The following is a 16,068-nucleotide window of genomic DNA, read 5'->3' on the forward strand; positions in this document are numbered from 1 at the left end:
AGATCATACGTTAAACAGCTCCGGATATTTATCTGGGGCCGCTTCTCGCATGATTTTGTAAACTATTTCGAAAATATCGTCCATGTTGGGCTTCGAAAAATAATCGCCGTCCGAGCCATAAGGCGGACGATGATCTTTGGCAGCAATGGTTACTGGTGCCGAATCCAGCCAGCGGTACGCATTCTGCCCTTCCAAAACCTGTTGCATCATAAAACCTGATGCGCTTCCGGGCAAATCCTCATCGGCAAAAATGACCCGGTTCGTCTTTTTAATGGACTCTACTATCCTGTTGTCGACATCGAATGGCAGGAGTGTCTGCACGTCGATTACCTCAACATCTATTCCTGAATGCTGCAATTGAGAAGCGGCCTCCATTACTATACGACACATCGAGCCATACGTCACAATTGTAATGTCATTTCCTTCCCTTAAAATTTCCGGTTGCCCTAGCGGAATGCAGTATTCGCCCACATTATCAGGCAAAATTTCTTTCTGACGGTAAGCATTCAGCGGTTCCACGATCAGCGCCGGATCGTCGCCTTTCATTAATGTATTATAAAAACCCGCTGCCTGTGTGAAATTTCTGGGCACTACCACATGCAAACCACGTAAGCTGCTGAGCATGGTGCCCATCGGTGAACCCGAGTGCCAGATGCCCTCCAACCGATGGCCACGTGTTCTGATGATCAGCGGAGCTTTTTGGCCGCCTGCCGTGCGGTACCTGAGCGATGCCAGGTCATCGGTAAGCGTGGCCAATGCATAATAGATATAATCAAAATATTGTATTTCAACGATCGGGCGCAAACCGCGCATCGCCATGCCTATTCCCTGGCCGATGATCGTTGTTTCACGGATCCCTGTATCTGTAATGCGGATTTCTCCATATTTTTCCTGCAATCCCGCAAAGCCTTGGTTCACATCACCAATGAAACCGATGTCCTCACCCAATGCCACCACACGAGGATCTTTTGCGAAAAGGGCATCGAAATAGGTGCGGATCACCTCGCGTCCGTCGACCACCGGACTTTCGTCCGAAAACACCGGGCTTATCGCCTCCACCAGCATGGGTGATTCCAGTGTATCGCTGTACAAATGCGTGTTGAAGCGTTTTTTATTGGCTTTCAGATTATCTTTTAAGAAAAGCTGCAATGCGTATTTCTCCGAATTTTCCTCCCTACCAATGATTCTTAAAACCTTTCGTACCGTTGCAATCATATCCCTGCGTACAGGCAGGTAAGTCTTCTGGAGTTCCAGAATCGCATTGTTCACTTCTGTGGTAAAAGAACTGGCTCTGGCTACTTCCTGCAAAAGATGGACTGTTTCGTTGAACTCCACGTCCAATTCCTTTCGGTAAGCCTGCCACGCCGCATTACGTTCGCTAAGCGCCTTTTCCTTGGCCTCTCGTTCGATCTCCTCCAGCTCTTCATCCGTTGCATAACCGTTATTTAATATCCAGTCGCGGAAGCGCATATTGCAATCGTGTTCACGCTCCCAATGCAACCGTTGCTTCGATTTATAACGTTCATGTGAGCCCGAGGTCGAATGCCCTTGCGGCTGCGTCAGTTCGGTCACATGAACCAACACCGGTACATGGTTTTCACGACTGATTCGGGCCGCCTTTTGATAAGTCTCCACTAACGCAGGATAATCCCAACCACTTACAGTCATGATCTCGATACCCTCCCCATCCTCGTTGCGCTGCAAGCCTGCCAACGCCTTTGATATACTACCCTTAGTGGTTTGATATTCAATGGGTACCGAAATTCCGTACCCGTCGTCCCACACGGAAACGATCATAGGGACCTGCAAAACGCCCGCTGCATTCATTGCTTCCCAGAACATTCCCTGAGACGTAGAGGCATCGCCGATGGTCGAAAAAATTACCTCACTTCCCTTGCGGGAAAAGGTGGTCATTTGGTGCAGTTCAGAATTTTCACGATATAATTTGGAGGCGTAACCGAGGCCTAACGCGCGAGGTACCTGGCCTGCGGTCGAAGATATGTCACAAACGGAATTATACATTTTTGTCTGATCGAGCCATTTTCCATTTTCATCCAGCCAACGGGTTGAAAAATGGCCATTCATAGATCTACCGCCTGTGTTAGGTTCGTGTTCCAGGTCGGCGTGGGCATACATTTGAGCAAAAAATTGCTGCCAGGTAAGATTCCCGACAGCCGCTTCGATGGTTTGGTCCCGATAATATCCCGAGCGAAAATCACCTGGTTGAAAAACTTTGGAAAGTGCAATCTGTGCTACCTCTTTGCCATCACCGAAAATTCCGAATTTAGACCGACCACCCATAGTCTCCTTCCTGCCCAGCAAACTTACCTGACGACTTTCGCACGCGAGGCGGTAATCATCGACAATCTCCTCCTTACTCAAAACACTGGAACCGGTCAAACTATCATTTTGAAGCATATGCAAAAATCACGGGTTTTAATCCGTAAGTTAAATTACGTTTTTTTGAATGCAAGCCAAAATTAGGCAGGAAAATAATAAACCATACACCGGGCCATGTACTTTTGGGGCATTGTTAATATTGGTTAATGATTATTATATTTAACTTTTTAAGCACTAATCTTGTTTAACAGTAAGTTTTTCACCACTTAAAGTATAGTAATAACTATGAAAGTATTCTTTTCAGCGCTGGTATTGATCCTCGGCCTGACGACCGCAAGTTTTGCACAGAAAGGTGTTTTGAAATTCAAAGAAGAAACACACAAATTCGGCAAAGTACCACAAGGCACTCCTGTTACCCACGAGTTTGTTTTTACCAACACAGGTACTGATCCCGTGATCCTTTCGAACGTAACCGTTTCTTGCGGATGTACTACTCCCGTGTGGTCAAAAGAGCCTGTACTTCCAGGTAAAAACGGCTCGGTAAAAGCAACTTTTAATGCTGCCGCAGCAGGTCCTTTCAACAAGCCTGTAACTGTTTTCAGTAACACAGAAGGTGGTTCAATTACCCTTTACCTGAACGGAGAAGTGGTTCCTAAAGCAGCTGCGAAACCATCTTCCAAATAAACATTAAGCAGAGTCATTGCAGTGGCCGTTCCTATGGGGCGGCCATTTTTTATTGCTATTCCGGATCAGGATTAATAGGCGGAGCTATCGTAGAACGAACGGCGGCGGCTTACTTTCAAATCTTGCAGGATCGCCGACTTTACTTTCAGCGTGAAGTTGTAATTGCTGGCTCGGACTGCGCTGCCCGCGAACGGCGTCCAGTTAAAACTCATATCCCAGCAATGCAGGTCGCGGGTCAGGCCCAACTGCGTAATGGTTGGTGAAAATGCAACAAAATCGAAACCGCTGCTCAGGGTAAGTTTGAGGTTCTTGGATAAACTAAGGTCACCCGTAGCCTGTACAGCCTGAATGATCGTTGCTTTCGACAAACCGGTTTTCGTAAGTCCAAAGTTATAGTTCAGCGACACGTTCCAGGGTATATTGAAATCCACATACATGTCGGGATTTTGCTTCACAAATTCCATCGCTTCCTTTTTAGCAGCCGCATCCGGATCGTTCGGGTTTACTTGGGTATTATTGGTATTAGTGTTGCTGGATGAGCCGCTTTTAGGAGAAAAACTCGTTCCCAAAGTAAAACCAAGGCTTTGCAGGTTAGCAAGCCCTTGCCCCGACGTAATCGCATATTTGTTGATTTTCGTCCCGATCTGGTTGCCCACAATATTCGGATTCGCCTCGTAAGTGTACGGGTCCAGGTTCATATTGAAGTTGAGGTTCAGATTACGCCCGATCCGCGCATTGGCATTGACGGTAATATTGGATAAATTCAGGGAGTCTGCCAGCAGATTGTAACTTCCTCCTAGACTCAGGTTATCCAGTAACGAAACTTTCTCAAACTGCTGGGCAGCTGTATCGCTCTTGGTTTTTAGCTTCATTTCAAAAGAGTTGTTCAAACTGAAAGAAATGACACTCGATGCCCTTCCGTTACTCACGCCCGACCCTACACCTCTAAACCTGGACAATGACAAGTCCCGCTCCACACCTTTTCGGTCAATTACCTTAATCCGTTCATAAAACCCGAATGCATCTCCGGTAAAGTCAGGCGTATAAGTAAATGACACCGAAGGAATTACGGTGTGGCGTATTGCTTCCAGGCGTTTTCCGCCAAAAAAGAATGTCCCATAAAAGCGTGTATTCATTCCTGCTCCAAAGTTGTAGGAATATTCTGTCCCGACTTTGTTTAAGGTATCTATGCGAATTGAATCCCGGCCGGTTTGTGTATATCGGTATTGCTTCGTAAATACTTCACCGGACAGCGACATGCTTGGAGTGATGTTGACAAATCGCAGCACTTTGAAGTTGGGCAACGAGATGGGCAAGCTATACCGGCCAGTAAACTGTGCGTCTTTCAACATGTCTGGCAAATTATCCAGGTTGAATGCTACAATCTTGGTTTTGTTGAGACGGCTTGTATCGATTTTAGCGTCACTAACTACAAATCCAAGGCGGCTGTAAGACGTGTCAATAGCCGTCAGGGCGTTGGCCAATGCGTAATTTCCATTGAAATCGAGTCCCAAACGGAAGCTTTCAAACCATCGGCCACGACCGCCTTTCAATGCGAACGGTGCGATCTGGTTCACGCCGAAACTGAAATCCGACGAAACGTTAGTCTTGCCATTCTCCCTGCGCTGAGTCGTCGGATTGATCTGCCCGAAATTCTGATTCACGCGTAAGGACGCCGCAGCGCGCATGTATTGCCCGAACGTGCGGTTGTATTGTACCGACGAGCTAGCGACGTTGGATGTATATTTATTGACATTCGTCTCCTGGAACTGATTGTAGCTATTGCTGCTCACATTCACGTTTGCGGAGAAAGTAGAATTACCGCGGGCTTTCGGCGCATGGGACCATACGATGGCGAAATCGTTTGCTCCTCCTCGCCCGAACAGCTTGTCGAGTTCATCGCTGGATTTATTTTTATTGAAGCGCAATGAAAGGTTACCCGAGTACTGATAGCGCCTAATATAGGTCGATGTAACACCCAGACCCCAGCTACCATTGGAATAAATTTGCCCGGTAAGGATTGCATTGACGTACTCACTTATCGCAAAATAGTAGCCCCCGTCGCGCAGGTAAAACCCGCGGCCATTGGGCTCTTCACCGTAAGTCGGGAAGATCACCCCGCTGGTTCCGTTTTCCTTCTTTTTTGGAAAAGGGAAGAAACCAAATGGTAATGCGATCGGAAGCGGCACATCACTGATGACCAAATTGAATGGGCCTGAGATGACCTGCTTCTTGTTTACCATCTTGATTTTCGGCGCATTGATGTAGTAATGCGGGTGTGTCAGGTTACAGGTGGTGTAAATGGAATGCCGGATATAAAAGTTGCCCTCCGCATCCTTTTTCACTTTCTCACCACGGATATTGCCGTCGCCCTCCTGAGTCACGATACCCTGGATAAGTGCCTTTTTGGATTTGAAGTTGTATCGGATTTCTTTGGTGTTATAGGTCTCGGGCCCGTCCTGGAAGATCGGCTCACCCGCCATTTTTTTGGCCGTTGAATCATAAGTTCCGATGGCGTAAACTTCGTTGGTGACCCAGTTTAGGCGGATATAATTGGCTTTGAGATTGATAGTTCCGTAAGTGACTTCCGCATTTCCGTATAAATGCACCTGCTTCAAAACCGCATCCATGATCGTCGAATCCTCTGAGGTATATTGGACCGCATTTTCGAGATCGTCGGGATTTTTAAGTGAATCGGCGACGGTAGAGTCCGCTAATGCATTGTTAGCGAGGGTGCTATCGGCATTAATCCCCCCTCGCGCAATGGACACACCTGCCTTACCGGTTCGGGAAGTATCCGCACCTGCTCGCTTTTGCACTGTAAGAAGGGAGTCCGCTGATTGCTTTGCAGAAGTCGAACTTTTTAGCTTACCCTGACTTTTCGCGGAACCCTTGGAGCGTTGCTGCACACATGCCACAGTGCTGAACAGGAGAAACGCCGCAACTACCGACGATATAATAATCGCCTTTCTTTTCAGTTCTAACAATTAGCGTATTTTTGCATAACGAATTTCAAAATTAGCAGAGAAACCCCTTTCGCCTAAGGCCCCAATTAAAAAATAATGTTAAAACTTCTTAAATTAGTAATTGTAGCAAGTTTTCTGCTGGCGAGCGTCGCCTTTGTTTTTCAGCAAGAACCGGCTACTACTAAGTCGGGTAGCAGAGTTAACACAGTCGTGATCGACGCCGGGCACGGCGGTAAAGACCCCGGCACCAGGGGCAAATATACCAAGGAAAAGGATGTAGCGCTGGCCGTCGCATTGGAGCTTGGTAAGAAAATCAAGGAAGAAACGCCGGACGTCAAAGTACTTTACACCCGTTCGACAGACGTTTTCATAGAACTCGGTGAGCGCTCCGCGTTTGCCAATCGTAACAATGCGGATCTTTTCATTTCCATCCATTGCAATGCTACTCCGCGTTCCCGGACTGTGAGAGGCACAGAAACTTTCGTAATGGGTTTGCACAAAACCGAAGGCAACCTGGAAGTGGCGAAGCGCGAGAACTCAGTAATCTTACAGGAAACCAACTACAAGCAGAAATATAAAGGCTTCGATCCCGAATCCCCATTGGCACATATTATGCTTGCTAATTATCAGAGTGCATTCATTTCCAGCAGCTTGCGATTGGCAGATCTGATCGAAAAGAAATTTCAATCGATTTCAGAGCGCGATAGCCGCGGTGTAAAACAGGCCGGGTTCCTCGTGCTATGGCGCTGTGCTATGCCCAGCGTCCTGATCGAAACCGGCTTTTTGTCGTCCCCCGATGAGGAAGAATACCTGAGCTCAGACGAGGGCCAGGAGGAAGTAGCCAAATGCGTTCACGCGGCATTTATGGCGTACAAAAAAGATATGGACCGCTAGCTAACCGGTCACATATTGCTTTGATTTGTTAAAACAATTTTTGATACTTTGGTGTTAAACCTTAAAATCACTTGAAATAAGGCCGTTTTGAAAGTTTAATACAAATATGCCTGCGCCATTTTTAATGCAGGTCAAATAGCCAGTCCATGAAATTATCAAGAGAAGTAAAAGTCGGGTTCATGGCGATACTCGCCATCGTTATGCTGTATTTCGGCTTTCATATCCTCAAAGGTTCCGACGTTTTTTCCAGAACATATAAATACTACATCATCTACGATAATATCGACGGGCTCACCGCTTCCAATCCGGTGTTGCTGAATGGTTTGAATGTGGGCCGAGTACAGGAAATAAAGCTGCTTCAAAATCGTCAGAACCATTTGCTGGTGACCATCGACGTTCAAAAAGGCATTGTTTTACCTCAGGGAACTGCTGCGGTGCTCGCCGACGGTGGTCTGTTGGGAGGGAAAGTAATTCACCTGTCTATGGGTGCAGGCGCTCCGATGAAAGACGGCGACACGCTTGTTTCACGTAAGGAATCCGGGATTTCGGCCGTTTTACAAGAAAAAGCGTTGCCTCTCGTCTCACACGCCGATTCGCTTATCAAAAACCTCGACCTCGTAGTAGGCGGTTTCCAGGAAACAGGTCTGATTTTGAACCAGGTTTTGAAGAATTATAACCAGACAGGCACCAGCTTGCAAGGCCTACTGAACGAGAACCGTACGAACCTGCTTGCTATGACCTCAAACCTCAACAAACTCTCGACCTCGCTCATAGAAACTGAACAGGAACTGAAACCGTTACTCGCCAAAACAGGTAGCCTCGCCGACTCGCTGAATGCATTGCGCCTCGGCGAAACTGTAACAAGTGCCAGGAAGACCATCGAAGAGCTGCATACGTTACTCGCTAGCGTAGAAGCGGGCAAAGGCACAGCGGGCAAGCTCGTGAAGGATGAGACATTATACGACAACCTCAACCGCACGATGATCAGCATGAACAAGCTCCTTACCAATTTCCGCGAGCATCCAAAGCGTTATATCAATGTTTCGGTTTTTGGTAAAAAAGATAAGGGGCCTTCCGAGTCGCCGCTTGACACCGCTACTACTATCAAATAGGGTCTGACATTTTTCAAATAAATATGAAAGTCGTTTGCTTACCGGTAAACGACTTTTTACTTTTGAAATAGCCCATTTTCATTACTCACACCATTCTTCATCATCATGACCAGCCAGGAAAGCCTACCACATCTCATCGAGATCCTGAACCAAAAATTCGAACAGGTCAAGCTCGGAGGAGGAAAGAAAAAAATCGAAGCACAACATCAGAAAGGAAAGCTTACGGCTCGGGAAAGAATCTCGTACCTGACCGACGAGGGGTCTGATTTTCTCGAGATAGGGGCATTTGTCGGTGATGGAATGTATGAGGAAGAAGGGGGCTGCCCTTCCGGTGGCGTAGTGATCGGTATTGGATACGTTTCAGGAAAACAATGCATGATCGTCGCCAACGACGCCACGGTAAAAGCTGGTGCATGGTTCCCGATCGCGGCCAAGAAAAACCTTCGCGCGCAGGAAATCGCGATGGAAAACCGGTTGCCGGTCATTTACCTTGTCGACAGCGCGGGCGTATTTCTCCCAATGCAGGCAGAAGTTTTTGCCGATAAGGAACATTTTGGGCGCATTTTCAGAAATAATGCCCAAATGTCCGCCATGGGCATTGTACAAATTTCGGCCATTATGGGCGCATGTGTCGCAGGTGGGGCCTATTTGCCCATTATGTCCGACGAGGCATTCATTGTGGAAGGGACGGGCTCTGTGTTTTTAGCAGGTCCCTATCTGGTCAAGTCCTCAATTGGCGAAGATATTGACGCCGAGTCACTCGGCGGGGCTACGATGCATTGCGAAATCTCCGGTGTTACCGACAACAAGTTTCCCGATGACAAATCCTGCCTGGATGCCATTAAGAGGCATATTGATAAAATAGGCCGGTCACTGTCTGCCGGTTTCGATCGCCAAATCGCGCAACAACCGGCTCGCCAACCCGAGGAAATTTACAAGCTCCTGCCAACGGACCGCCTGAAACCCTACGACGTGCTTCCCATTCTCGAATGCCTTGTGGATAACTCTGAACTCGACCAATACAAACCCGACTACGGTAAGACGCTCATATGCGCCTATGGACGCGTGGACGGCTGGGCAGTGGGCATTGTCGCTAACCAGCGCAAGATGGTGCGTTCCGGAAAGGGTGAAATGCAAATGGGCGGGGTGATCTACGCCGAAGCCGCCGACAAAGCGGCCCGGTTTATCATGAATTGCAACCAAAAAAAGATTCCGCTCGTGTTTTTCCATGACGTTACCGGTTTCATGGTAGGAAGCCGTGCGGAACAAGGTGGTATTATCAAGGACGGTGCCAAAATGGTGAATGCCGTCGCTAATTCGGTGGTGCCGAAGTTCACGTTTATTATCGGCAACTCCTATGGCGCGGGCAACTACGCCATGTGCGGCAAAGCTTACGACCCGCGCCTGATATTTGCATGGCCCACTGCCCAAATGGCGGTGATGAGCGGCGCTACTGCTGCGCGGACATTGTTACAAGTGCAAACCGCTACACTCAAAGCCAAGGGCGAAACCATTACGCCCGAAGCGGAAAAAGAATTACTGAAACAGATTACTGACCGTTACAACAAAGAGCTATCTCCCTACTACGCTGCCGCACGCCTGTGGGTGGATGGCATCATCGATCCCGTGGACACACGGCGCATTATTTCGACCGGCATTGAAGCCGCTAATCAGGCACCCATTGAGAAACCGTTCAATGTAGGTGTCATTCAAGTTTAATTTTTTTACTATCTAAACCTCTGATTATGTCTGAAAAAATAGCGTTTCTCGGACTCGGGAACCTTGGAACTCCTATCGCCGAAAGCCTGCTCGAAGCGGGTTATGAACTTGTAGTCTGGAACAGGACCGCGTCCAAGGCCGAGCCATTAACCAAATTAGGCGCCACTGTCGTGGAAGATCCTATGGAAGCTATTACCACTGGCGGACTGGTGATTTCAGTCCTCGCCGACGACGCAGCAGTGGAAGAGCTATTCTCCATGGAATTGGTGGAAAAACTCGGGAAAGACGGCGTTCACATTTCCATGAGCACTATCTCCCCGGAAACTTCCCGCCAACTGGCCCAAATACACGACTGGTACGGCGCACATTACGTAGCCGCGCCCATATTCGCCCGGCCAGAAGCCGTTCGCGCGAAAGTCGGGAACATATGTCTTTCGGGTAACGCTGCCGCCAAAGAGCGGATCAAACCTATCGTCCAGAGTTTTGTAAAAGGTGTTTTTGATTTCGGAGAGGATCCCGGAGCAGCGAATGTGATCAAGCTCGCTGGTAACTTCATGATCGCATGCAGCCTCGAAATGATGGGCGAAGCATTTACAATGGCCGAAAAGAACGGCATTCCGCGCCAAAGCATTTACGAAATGCTAACTTCTACGCTATTTGCGGCACCTATTTTCCAGAACTACGGAAAGATTGTTGCCCAACATGCCTATGAGCCCGTCGCATTTCGCTTCCCATTGGGTTTAAAAGACATCAACCTGACGCTCCAAACGGCTTCGAATGTAAATACGCCCATGCCTTTTGCAGATATTATCAAAAATCGCTTCATAGCCGGTCTCGCGAAAGGCCGCGAAAATCTCGACTGGGGCGCATTAGCGCTGGGCGCCTCGGACGATGCAGGGCTTAACCCTTGAAATAAAAATGCCGATCCCGTACGCCCCTGACAAGAGCATAGGGGATCGGCTACCTTCTCTGCAGTTGGTGCTGTGACCAACTGCATTTTGCCTGTTTTATAACATAACTAAAAGCCGCCGTTGGTGTTTCACCAGCAGAATTCGTATTGCCGGCGAAAATACCGGCAATGGCTAACAATACCGGCAACGACTTAACTTATCGGCCTACCTGCTCGCTATAACGTCGCGGGTCGTAACCTTTTGCAAATAGCGGGTATTGATCAAAAATGCGCCTTACTACGCTACGGTAATGGTTATTGGAACTTTCTACTCCCTTAAATATACCGGAAGCGTAACCTCTCCAAACTACCTGGTCACTTTCGGCGTCGATGAGGGAAACAATCAGCGTACCCTTGTCAAGCGCGTATTTGATCGGTTCGTAGCGGAAACCTTCGTTCTCGGTATCCACCCAGTTTTTGATCACCGGCTGCATATAACCCTGATAACGCAAGTTATCGTAGAAAATACCGTAATTAACAAGCAGCGTTGGCTTTTCGGCAGTGAGCTTGTAGCCCCTTACCTGCATCTGGCGGCGGATCGCTTCGTAAATTTCGGTGCAGAGGTTATTGGTATCCCTCTCACATTCCAGAAACGTATAAGAAGAGTAGTCTTTAAAATTGGTTTCGTAGCTGTAATCATGCTCCACAAAAACTTTCCGGCCACTGGAGCACCCTGCAATCACGACTACGAGCAGTAAAGCGGCATAAATAGTAATAGACCTCAGCATAAGCATTTTAATTTGTCAGGTTGTGAATTAAAATATATCAAGAATGTATTTCGAATACTCTTCCTACACTACCAATAGCTTATGCCGAACCTATAAATCTATCCCAAATAATAAGCTATTGATCTGCGCATTTCGGCTGCCGTTACTACGATGTCAAAGGCACATTGCCCGGCCCCTTTTAGCAATGAAAATCTAATTTCCTTCCCTTTGTTCTTCTTATCCTGCCGCGTCAGCGCAATGATCTTCTCCACATCCTCCGGCTTGATTTTTACCTTACCATATGTCGCGAACAAAAATTCTTCAATATCCGTCAGCGTTTGCTGGTCGATCATTTTCCGCTCGAACGACAGGTACGCTTCCATAATCATCCCCACTGCGATCGCTTCCCCGTGGAAAAGCCGCTGGTTGGCCGACTTATTCAAAAAGTACGTTTCGACCGCGTGCCCGAGCGTATGTCCAAAGTTCAATATCTTCCGCAAGCCCTTCTCTGTCGGATCCTGATCCACCACCTGTTGCTTGATCTTCACCGAATGCGCGATCAAGTCGGCCCAGTTTTGTTTTTCAAAATCCTTCGCACGGATTTCCTCCCATTTGGAACCATCCGCGATCAGGCAATGCTTGATGATCTCCGCAAATCCCGATCGTATTTCTCGCTCCGGCAATGTTTTCAAGAACACCGGATCGATGAGCACACTTTTCGGGATATTGAAAACACCAAGGTGATTTTTGAAACCTTGAAAATCGATCCCCAATTTTCCTCCGACACTCGCGTCGACCTGCGAAAGCAAAGTCGTCGGCACTTGAATAAAATCTATTCCACGCTTGTACACCGCGGCGCAAAAACCACCCATGTCGCCGATCACTCCGCCGCCCACATTGATCACCAATGCGTGCCGATCGAGTTCTTCCTTTGTCATGGCTTCCCAGATTTTTTCGCACGTCGCCAATGTCTTATGCGCCTCACCGGCTGGAACGGTCACGACACTATGTTTGGGCAAAACCGCCTTCAAAATAGGGTAACAATGCCTTTTGGTATTGTTATCGGCTATTACTACAAGTTTTGAATACTGTGATAAGCTCAAAAAATCCGGTAAGCTTTCGCCTATCGGTGCAATTACAACTGACTGATTCATTCTAAACTATCATTGAGACGGGCTCATCACACATACGATGAGTGCAACCAAATGGATGCGTTGATTTCCAGCTTTTTAAAATAAAATTTTGGAAAACCATTTTAAATATAGCAATTATTATGCTTATCAAATAAACATTTACTTTTTGTATTCCGAGAAATTTTTCCACAGGTCGCATTTGCAGTTCAAACGTCGGTGCCACGGCTCGTTTGCTATTTATTTCGTAAAATTGCCGATTCTTAACGATTATCCACCTTTATCTTCATACAATCTCAACAAATGAGTGCTCCGCTGATCTCTGGAATTCAACAGGTAGGAATTGGTTGCCAAAACGTGCCCGAAACCTGGAAGTGGTACCGGCAGGTGCTGGGTTTCGACGTGCCCGTGTTTGATGAAAAAGCGGAAGCTCCACTCATGACACCCTACACCGGAGGCAAGGTACATTCACGTCAAGCGGCCCTGGCGATCAACATGGCTGGCGGCGGCGGACTGGAAATCTGGTCATTTACCAGCCGAACATCACAACCTGCGAATTTCAAAGTTGAAATCGGCGATCTGGGCATTAATGCGATTCGTTTCAAAGCTCCCGACGTAACAAAGGCGCACCAATGGGTCAAAAGCTATTCCAGAGAAGCAACCGGCCCGCTCGTGAAGCTGCCCGAGGGCGAAGGTTTCTGGGGAACTGACCCTTACGGCAATACTTTCCAGATCACCGGCGACGAAAGCTGGTTCCAGACTAAAGGTAAAACAGTGGGCGGTGTGGCAGGCGTCGTAATTGGTGTTTCAGACATCGATAAATCAGTGGTTTTTTACCAAAACCTACTGCAACCGCTGGAAGTAGTTTATGACAAAACCGGTGTTTTCGAAGATCTGCCAACTTCCATTCCCGGTCAACGCTTCCGCAGGATGCTGTTGCGCAAGAAATTCACGCCCGACGGCGCATTCAGCCGCCTCCTCGGCAACGTCCAGATCGAGCTTGTGCAAGCACTTGACCGCACGCCTAAAAAGATATTCGAAAACCGCTATTGGGGCGACTGTGGCTACATCCACCTGTGTTTTGATACATTGGATATGGACACTTTGAAAAATAAACTCCAGGCACAAGGCTACCCATTCACGATCGACAGCGAAAGCTCCTTCGGAATGGAAAATGCCGCAGGCCGTTTCGCCTACCTCGAAGACCCCGACGGGACTTTGATCGAACTTGTGGAAACCCACAAAGTGCCTATTCTAAAAAAGCTCGGGTGGTTTATGGATTTGCAAAAACGCGGACTTCGCAAGCCATTGCCAAACTGGATGTTAAAGGCAATGGGATTAAATAAGGTGAAAGATTGAGTTAATACTTACTCCCCACCCAGGCCAGCAATGGTAAACCAACAAACAACCCCAATCCAGCTTCCCATCCCGCGAATGCGGCTACAATGATCGAAAGCAGGCCAACGATCACGGGGTACAGGTATATGAGCATACCAAACAGGACGGAATCATAAAAGACTGACCTGGCGGTAAGCTTGGCTGCTTTTTTATGAAAGAAAGAATATAATGGCAAATGAATGATACGCCCGATCCAACCTATTGCCCCGAGCAATGGGTTGGATTTCTTTTTGGAAGCAGCGCATTTATCGAAAAAATCGTTCAGCTGCAGGTCGCGTTCGGCTTGGGGCGCGTCGGCAGGAATGGTGAGGATTTCCGCATTCATTCTACGGTCCAGAGTCTCGTTGAATTCCCGGAGCCATTTTTCGTATTCCTGCGGGCTGGTTTGAATGTCTTCCGCAGCAATAGCTTCCCCGAAATTCAGTGTAACGCGCTTGCCGGGGCCACGGAAGTGTTCGTAATTTAATCCGGTCGGGATCACTTTCATGCTTTGCAGCGCATCGTCGCCATACCAGATTTTATAGGCCATCCGTGCCGTTCCTTTCCCGAGCGGGCGAAGACGCCATTCATTTACACAAATACCCTCAGAAAACACGACTACCGCATCGCCCTGTTTCAACGCATCGTGGCTTTCCTCCGCCGTAACATCATGGTTTTTAACATATTGCCTCCCCTCCGAACCACGAAAAACCGGGATCAGATTGATCTGTCGCAGCCAGAACGCCGCCGTTTTTTTACGAAACACATCTCCCCGCGTGAGTGTATGAATGGGCTGTTCGAGCACGGAACCGATCACGAGGGCGTCGAAAAACGAATCGGGGTGATTAGAGGCGATCAGCAATGGCGCACCTTTGGGCAACTTATCGAAATTGGTGACGCAAAGCTTTCTCAGATAAATAGGCAGCGCCAGACGGATCAGAAAACGCGAGAAATAGTAAAACAAAATATCAAAAGTAAGTTTTCGCAAAATTATGGGATTAATTTTTTTATTCAATCCCTGTGCCCGGGCTATTCTGCTCCGCCTAGTTTGGCTACCTTTGGTGCCATTAATGAACTCTCCGGAGCGTTGTATCGACATTGTAAAGCCTAATGCGAGAACAGGAATGCGTTTAAAAGATTATCCCCAAATTATCCGGAAAGCCTGGGAAGGATTTGATAATTCTATCGGGGTCAAGTTTGTAGAAGATATCAGTGCCAAGGTTTCTACGAATCACGTGTTCAGGGTGACGCTGGATAACGACGACAAGGTGGTGGCGAAACTTTCCTATTTTGGAAAATACGAACACTTCAAGGAAGATCACCGGATCATCCAGGCTCTTTCCAACAACATGCTCTATCCCTTTGAGAATGTCCTTGCGAAATCATTGGTGAAGAACAATCAGGTTTACACTTATCGTTATCAGGAGGATTTTGTGGACACCTGGGTCGTGTTTTATAACCCTATCCGCGCCATGAACCGTATGCCGCGCCGGCTGGAAGAAGACCATATCCGCAAGCTGGGTACCGAAACGGCCAAATTTCATCAAGCGTGTTTCCGGGCAAGCAAATCCATTCCAAAGTCATCCAAAAACCTGAGGACCGACATCCAGCATTTACTCGATATCCTGGAAACCGACACCGGCCAGTACGAGCATCGCGGGTATATCAATATCCTCAAAAAGCAATGCGATATTTTCATGAAAAATATCCAGCGCCTGAATGTCAGTTCATTCGACCTTATGCCCGTTTTTGTCGACTGGAATATCGGGAATTTCTCGGTTACCGATGATATGAAGCTGTTTTCCCGCTGGGATTACGACTGGTTTCGCGTGTCGTCGCGGGTGATGGACTTCTATTTTTTCAGTCGCGTTTGTTCCAACGTCGGGGACCGCACGGTGTTCAGTTACCTCATTAGTCCCTTGATGGAAGAGCGCTTTATGATTTTCTTGCAGGAATATCATAAGGTATACCCGCTGACCGAGAATGAGGTGCGTTTTATGAAGGAGGCCTACCGCTTTTTTATTTTGAATTATGTGATCAAATATGGTAAATACTTCTTCCACCGCTCGTACTGCACCAAGTTGCAGCGGGAAGCATACGAGCTGTATTTCCCGTCGATTGACGGTTTCGATGCAGAAAAGATCCTGCGCACACTGAAAATCTAGCACACCCTCTTAAAACTTACTCCAA

12 protein-coding genes are annotated in these 16,068 nt (G+C 47.8%); 7 read left to right on the forward strand and 5 right to left on the reverse strand.

What is annotated here, in order from left to right; translation table 11 throughout:
* Positions 1-3: 3 nt before the first annotated feature.
* A complete protein-coding gene (locus LZD49_RS14350; RefSeq protein WP_234668256.1) occupies positions 4-2,418 on the reverse strand; it encodes a thiamine pyrophosphate-dependent enzyme in 2,415 nt (804 codons plus the stop codon).
* Between the two features lie 207 nt (positions 2,419-2,625).
* Between LZD49_RS14350 and LZD49_RS14355 the strand changes: the two genes are divergently transcribed.
* Complete coding sequence (locus LZD49_RS14355) at positions 2,626-3,024, forward strand: DUF1573 domain-containing protein (protein ID WP_234668257.1); 399 nt, start codon at positions 2,626-2,628, stop codon at positions 3,022-3,024.
* A gap of 71 nt (positions 3,025-3,095) precedes the next feature.
* Here the strand turns inward: LZD49_RS14355 and LZD49_RS14360 are convergent, their stop codons facing one another.
* The gene (locus LZD49_RS14360) at positions 3,096-6,011 is read right to left on the reverse strand and encodes a putative LPS assembly protein LptD (protein WP_234668258.1); all 2,916 of its coding nucleotides are present in this window, start codon (positions 6,009-6,011) and stop codon (positions 3,096-3,098) included.
* 75 nt (positions 6,012-6,086) lie between these two features.
* Between LZD49_RS14360 and LZD49_RS14365 the strand changes: the two genes are divergently transcribed.
* The 4 genes from LZD49_RS14365 to LZD49_RS14380 all read left to right on the forward strand — a co-directional run bounded on the left by LZD49_RS14365 (position 6,087) and on the right by LZD49_RS14380 (position 10,626).
* Complete coding sequence (locus LZD49_RS14365; RefSeq protein ID WP_234668259.1) at positions 6,087-6,884, forward strand: N-acetylmuramoyl-L-alanine amidase; 798 nt, start codon at positions 6,087-6,089, stop codon at positions 6,882-6,884.
* Positions 6,885-7,030: 146 nt separating this feature from the next.
* A complete protein-coding gene (locus LZD49_RS14370) occupies positions 7,031-7,996 on the forward strand; it encodes an MlaD family protein (RefSeq protein WP_234668260.1) in 966 nt (321 codons plus the stop codon).
* A 105-nt stretch (positions 7,997-8,101) separates the two neighbouring features.
* Positions 8,102-9,715, forward strand: a complete 1,614-nt coding sequence (locus LZD49_RS14375) for an acyl-CoA carboxylase subunit beta (protein WP_234668261.1) — start codon at positions 8,102-8,104, stop codon at positions 9,713-9,715.
* Positions 9,716-9,741: 26 nt separating this feature from the next.
* Entirely contained in the window at positions 9,742-10,626 is an 885-nt protein-coding gene (locus LZD49_RS14380) for an NAD(P)-dependent oxidoreductase (RefSeq protein WP_234668262.1), read from the forward strand.
* A gap of 196 nt (positions 10,627-10,822) precedes the next feature.
* Here the strand turns inward: LZD49_RS14380 and LZD49_RS14385 are convergent, their stop codons facing one another.
* Positions 10,823-11,398: a DUF4136 domain-containing protein gene (locus tag LZD49_RS14385; RefSeq protein WP_090149316.1), complete on the reverse strand. Its 576-nt coding sequence runs from the start codon at positions 11,396-11,398 to the stop codon at positions 10,823-10,825.
* Positions 11,399-11,490: 92 nt separating this feature from the next.
* Positions 11,491-12,525: a 3-dehydroquinate synthase gene (aroB, locus tag LZD49_RS14390; protein WP_234668263.1), complete on the reverse strand. Its 1,035-nt coding sequence runs from the start codon at positions 12,523-12,525 to the stop codon at positions 11,491-11,493.
* A gap of 279 nt (positions 12,526-12,804) precedes the next feature.
* Here aroB and LZD49_RS14395 point away from each other — a divergent pair, with 279 nt between their 5' ends.
* Positions 12,805-13,860: a VOC family protein gene (locus LZD49_RS14395; RefSeq protein WP_234668264.1), complete on the forward strand. Its 1,056-nt coding sequence runs from the start codon at positions 12,805-12,807 to the stop codon at positions 13,858-13,860.
* Between the two features lies 1 nt (position 13,861).
* Here the strand turns inward: LZD49_RS14395 and LZD49_RS14400 are convergent, their stop codons facing one another.
* Positions 13,862-14,866: a 1-acyl-sn-glycerol-3-phosphate acyltransferase gene (locus LZD49_RS14400; protein WP_234668265.1), complete on the reverse strand. Its 1,005-nt coding sequence runs from the start codon at positions 14,864-14,866 to the stop codon at positions 13,862-13,864.
* A gap of 136 nt (positions 14,867-15,002) precedes the next feature.
* Here LZD49_RS14400 and LZD49_RS14405 point away from each other — a divergent pair, with 136 nt between their 5' ends.
* The gene (locus LZD49_RS14405; protein WP_234668411.1) at positions 15,003-16,043 is read left to right on the forward strand and encodes a hypothetical protein; all 1,041 of its coding nucleotides are present in this window, start codon (positions 15,003-15,005) and stop codon (positions 16,041-16,043) included.
* Positions 16,044-16,068: the final 25 nt, after the last annotated feature.

Source organism: Dyadobacter sp. CY261 (assembly GCF_021440085.1).
GTDB lineage: Bacteria > Bacteroidota > Bacteroidia > Cytophagales > Spirosomataceae > Dyadobacter.